The following is a 4,204-nucleotide window of genomic DNA, read 5'->3' on the forward strand; positions in this document are numbered from 1 at the left end:
CGCAGCTGGTTGTCCCACGGGCGGAAGCCCAGGCGGTTGCCCTTGAAGCCGTCGAGCGTGATCTCCTCGCCCTTGAGGTATTTCGCGACCGTGGCGAAGGGAGCGTTCTGCGTGCGCACCACCGCCTCGACCACCGCCTTCACCGCGATCCACGCGGCCCAGTCGGGGTCGGCCATCTTGCGCCCGGCGTGCTTTTCCAGGCGACTGTTGAGTTGCGGCGCACCGTGGCGCTCCCACGCCCACGACCAGGCCGCCGCGGCGAGGCCTTCGCTGCCCACCACCGGGCGCGCGCGCACCGTGCGGTAGGGGACGCTGCGCGCGAACTCGCCGTCCGTGTCGGCGACGAAGACGACGTCGTGATCACTGCCGGCGGTGAGCAGCGCGACGTTGCCCTGGTCGCGCTGGCGCGGGTCGTTGGAGAGCACGAAGGGGCGACGCTCGACGAGCTTCACGCCGAAGCGCTTCGCGGCACGGTCGAAGGCCTCCGCCATGAGCTTGTCCTCGGGGCGCGGGCCTTCGAGCATCAGGACGTTCCTCCACTTCTTCGACACCAGGTACTGCGCCAGCGCGTCCATGCGCATCGCGTCGTTGGGCAGGGTGTGCAGAAGGTTCGCCTGGCACTGCGCCTGGCGCAGCGCATCGTCGGGTGCGGAGACGTTGAAGAGCAGCAGCTCCCGGCCGCGCAGGGCTTTCGCGAGCTCGGCGACCACCGCACCGGGGGCATCGAGGAGGAAGTAGCGCACGCCTTCCTTGTTGAGTTTGTCGATCGCGGCCACGAGCGCCTTGGCGTCCGTCCCGGCAACGCGTTCGAGCGCGAACTCGGCGCCCACCGCCTGGCCGACGAAGCGCGCTTCACGCAGCGCGACCTCGGCGCCGGCGAAGGGCCGGCCGAGGGGCTGGGCGAGGCCGCGGAAGAAGAGCTTCGTCTCGTCGTAGCGCGCATCGCTCTCCAGCTCGAGGTGGGCGAGGCGCACGCTGGTGGCGGCAAAGGCCGAGGCGGTTAAGGCGAGCGCGGTGACGCCGAGGCTCACCCGCAGGAGTCGTCCGAAGTTCATGCGCATGGGGCCGCCCTCAATCGTCGATCACCACCGTGTGCGGCACGCGCCCGACCGGCACCGAACGCAGCACCTTGCGGCTCTTCGTATCGATGATGGAGATGTCGTCCGAAAGACCGTTGGCGACGAACAGGAGGCTGCCGTCGCGATTGAGCGTGGCTCCCCACGCACGGTTGCCCACCAGCACGTAATCCTCGACCTTGCGGCTGGCAACGTTCACCACTGCGATGTGATTGGCGCGCCCGAGCGTGACGTAGGCGGTCTTGCCGTCGCCCGTCATCGCGATGCCGACCGGGGTGACGTCGTCGGCGCGAAAGCCCTTGGGCGTGAAGGCGACGGTGGCCTTGACCGCGTTCGTTGCACCGTCGAGCACCGTGACCTTGCCGCCCAGCTCGCTCGTGACCCACACCTCGGCGCCGTCGGGCGTCATCGCGAAACGGCGCGGGCGGTTGGCGACGACGACGTTGGCGAGGATCTTGTGCGTCGCGGTGTCGATGACGTGCACCATGTTGGCGACTTCGGAGGTCGCATACACGCGCTTGCCGTCCGGCGACAGGCGCACGCCCTCGGGCTCCTCGCCGACCTCGATGCGGGCGACGGCCTTCTTCGTCGCGACGTCGATCACGGATACCTGCGCGTCCTCCTCGTTCGAGACGTAAAGCCGCTTGCCGTCGGGCGAGAGGTCGAACATCTCGGGATCCTCGCCGACGGGGATGCTGTGCGCCACCTTGAGCCCGGCGATATCGATGACGTCGACGCGGTTCGATTTGCTCGCGATCACATAGAGCTGGCTGCGGTCGGGCGCGAGACGCATGTCGCGCGGACGCTGGCCGGTGGCGATGGTCTTGACGACCTGCCAGCTCTTGCTGTCGAGCACGGTCACGGCGTGGTCGTTCTCGCTGCTGACGAAGACGTAGCCGGTGCCTTTGGCGGCGGCGGCGCCCGCGGCGAGCGTGAGGACGCAGGCGGCGATGAGTCGGGGGCGGAACATCAGGCGGGGCTCCTCTCGGGGTCGGATTTTCAATGTCGGTTCTTATGTCGGGAAGGTGTTCAGTCGCTGCGCTCGTCGCCGGTCATCGCCAGGAAGGCCGCAGCGAGAGTCGTCGCGCCCGCCTGTGCGGCGAGCGCCGCGGGCGGCCCTTCGGCGAGGATCTGGCCGCGGTGCAGCACGACGACGCGGTCGGCCGCTTCGGCCTCGTCGACGAGGTGGGTCGCCCACAGCACGGCCACCCCACGGTCGCGCAGCGCGAGCACTTCGTCGAGGAGTTGGCGGCGCGAGGCGGGGTCGAGGCCGACGGTGGCCTCGTCCATGAGCAGCACCGCGGGCTCGTGCACGAGGGCGCGCGCAAGCTCGACCTTGCGCCGGTTGCCGCCGGAGAGTTCGCGCACGGGGTCGCCTGCGCGCTCGGTGAGGCCGAGGCGGGCCAGCGCGTCGGCGACGCGTTCGCGTGCGTGGCGCCCGCCGAGACCGTGCAGCGCGGCGTGGAACTTGAGGTTCGCGGCGACGCCCAGGTCGAGGTCGAGCGTGCTCTGCTGGAACACCACGCCCAGGTGCGCGAGCGCCGCGACCGGCGCCTTGCGGATGTCGTGGCCGCACACGACGAGCAGCCCGGAGTCGGCGTTGAAGAGGCCGGTCAGGAGCTGGAACAGCGTGCTCTTGCCCGCACCGTTGGGGCCCAGCAGCGCGACGAACTCGCCGCGGCGCACGGCGAGCGTGACGCCGCGCAGGGCTTCCCGCGCGCCGTAGGCCTTGCGCACGTCGGCGAGCTCGAGCGCGGCGCCCGCCTGCGTCGCATTGCGGGTCATGGGGGAGACGTCGACGGCCGTGTTCATGCGTTCATTCATCCTGGGTCTCGTGCGGGTCGCTGGTGAGCCCGGCGAGGAGCTCGGGGTGCCGGGCAAGAAGCTCGGCGTGCAGCGCCTGCACGGCAGCACCATCGGGGGCGCGCGGACGTGCGAGCGTGAGGGGGAGTTCGAGCACGACACGCCCGGGGGCGGCCGAGAGGAAGCAGATGCGGTCGGCGAGCGCGAGCGCTTCGCGCAGGTCGTGGGTGACGAAGAGCACGGTCGCGCGCGAGCGCTGCCACTGTTCGACCAGCATCGCGCGCAGGCGGTTGGCGGTGGGCACGTCGAGCGAGACGAAGGGCTCGTCCATGAGGAGCAGCTTCGGTTCGATGACGAAGGCGCGCGCGAGCGCGACGCGCCGCTGCATGCCGCCGGACAGCCGCCCGGGGTAGGCGTCGAGCACGTCGGCGAGGCCCATCGCGACGAGGAGTTCGCGCGCGCGCTGTCGCGCCGCGGGGCTCGCGTCGGTGACGAGGAGGACGTTCTCGAGCACGGTGAGCCAGGGCATCAGGCGCGGCTCCTGGAACATGAAGCCAATGTCGTGGGCGCTGTCGGCGCCGGCCAGGCGCACGCGGCCCTCGACATCGCGGTCGAGGCCGCCGACGACGTTGAGCAGCGTGCTCTTGCCGCAGCCCGAGGGGCCGACGACGCACACGAACTCGCCGGGGGCGGCCGTGAGGTGCAGTCCCGCGAGCGCGAGGTGCGGGGCGCCGGCGCGGTCGGGGTAGGTCTTGCGGTCGATGGCGATGTCGAGCATTCAGCTTCTCCAGCGCGTGAGCCGCCGCTCGAGCGGGCGCAGGCCGGCCGCTTCGACGACGAGCACGACGGCGGCGAACACGAGCGTGTAGGCGAGGATGCCAGCGATGTCGAAGAGCTGGAAGAACAGGTTGAGTTGGAAGCCGACACCGTTGCTGCGCCCGAGAAGCTCGACGACGAGGACGATCTTCCAGATGAGCGACAGCCCCGAGCGCGCCGCTGCCATCAGGTAGGGATAGAGCTGGGGCAGATAGACGTGGGTGAAGGTGCGCAGCCGCGGCAGCCGGTAGGCGTGGGCGACCTGCATCAGGCGGGCATCGATGGCGCGCGCGCCTTCGCGCACGGTGACGACGACGGTGGGGATCTTGTTCACGGCGACGGCGACGATGGCGGCCGCGTCGTTGAGGCCGAACCACACGTAGCACAGGATGATGGTCACCAGCGCCGGGATGTTGAGCCCGAGCACGAGCCAGCCGTCGAGCAGCGCATCGAGCCGGCGCCAGCGTCCCATGGCGATGCCGATCGCGGCACCGATCGCCATCGCCAGC

General features: G+C 70.5%; 5 protein-coding genes. All 5 read right to left on the reverse strand.

Going from position 1 to position 4,204, the window contains the following annotated elements:
* On the reverse strand, window positions 1-1,055 hold a 1,055-nt coding region (locus GO615_RS27145), incomplete at its 3' end, for an ABC transporter substrate-binding protein (protein WP_246262496.1).
* Between the two features lie 16 nt (window positions 1,056-1,071).
* A complete protein-coding gene (locus tag GO615_RS27150; protein WP_169132966.1) occupies window positions 1,072-2,046 on the reverse strand; it encodes a PQQ-dependent catabolism-associated beta-propeller protein in 975 nt (324 codons plus the stop codon).
* A 59-nt stretch (window positions 2,047-2,105) separates the two neighbouring features.
* On the reverse strand, window positions 2,106-2,900 hold the full coding sequence (locus tag GO615_RS27155) for an ABC transporter ATP-binding protein (RefSeq protein ID WP_422614264.1): 795 nt from the start codon (window positions 2,898-2,900) through the stop codon (window positions 2,106-2,108).
* The gene (locus tag GO615_RS27160; RefSeq protein ID WP_169132967.1) at window positions 2,893-3,657 is read right to left on the reverse strand and encodes an ABC transporter ATP-binding protein; all 765 of its coding nucleotides are present in this window, start codon (window positions 3,655-3,657) and stop codon (window positions 2,893-2,895) included. Before GO615_RS27160 ends, GO615_RS27155 begins: the two co-directional genes overlap by 8 nt.
* Window positions 3,658-4,204: ABC transporter permease (locus GO615_RS27165; protein ID WP_169132968.1), on the reverse strand; the 547-nt coding region annotated here is incomplete at its 5' end.

The sequence above is a fragment of the Aromatoleum evansii genome (assembly GCF_012910805.1).
GTDB lineage: Bacteria > Pseudomonadota > Gammaproteobacteria > Burkholderiales > Rhodocyclaceae > Aromatoleum > Aromatoleum evansii.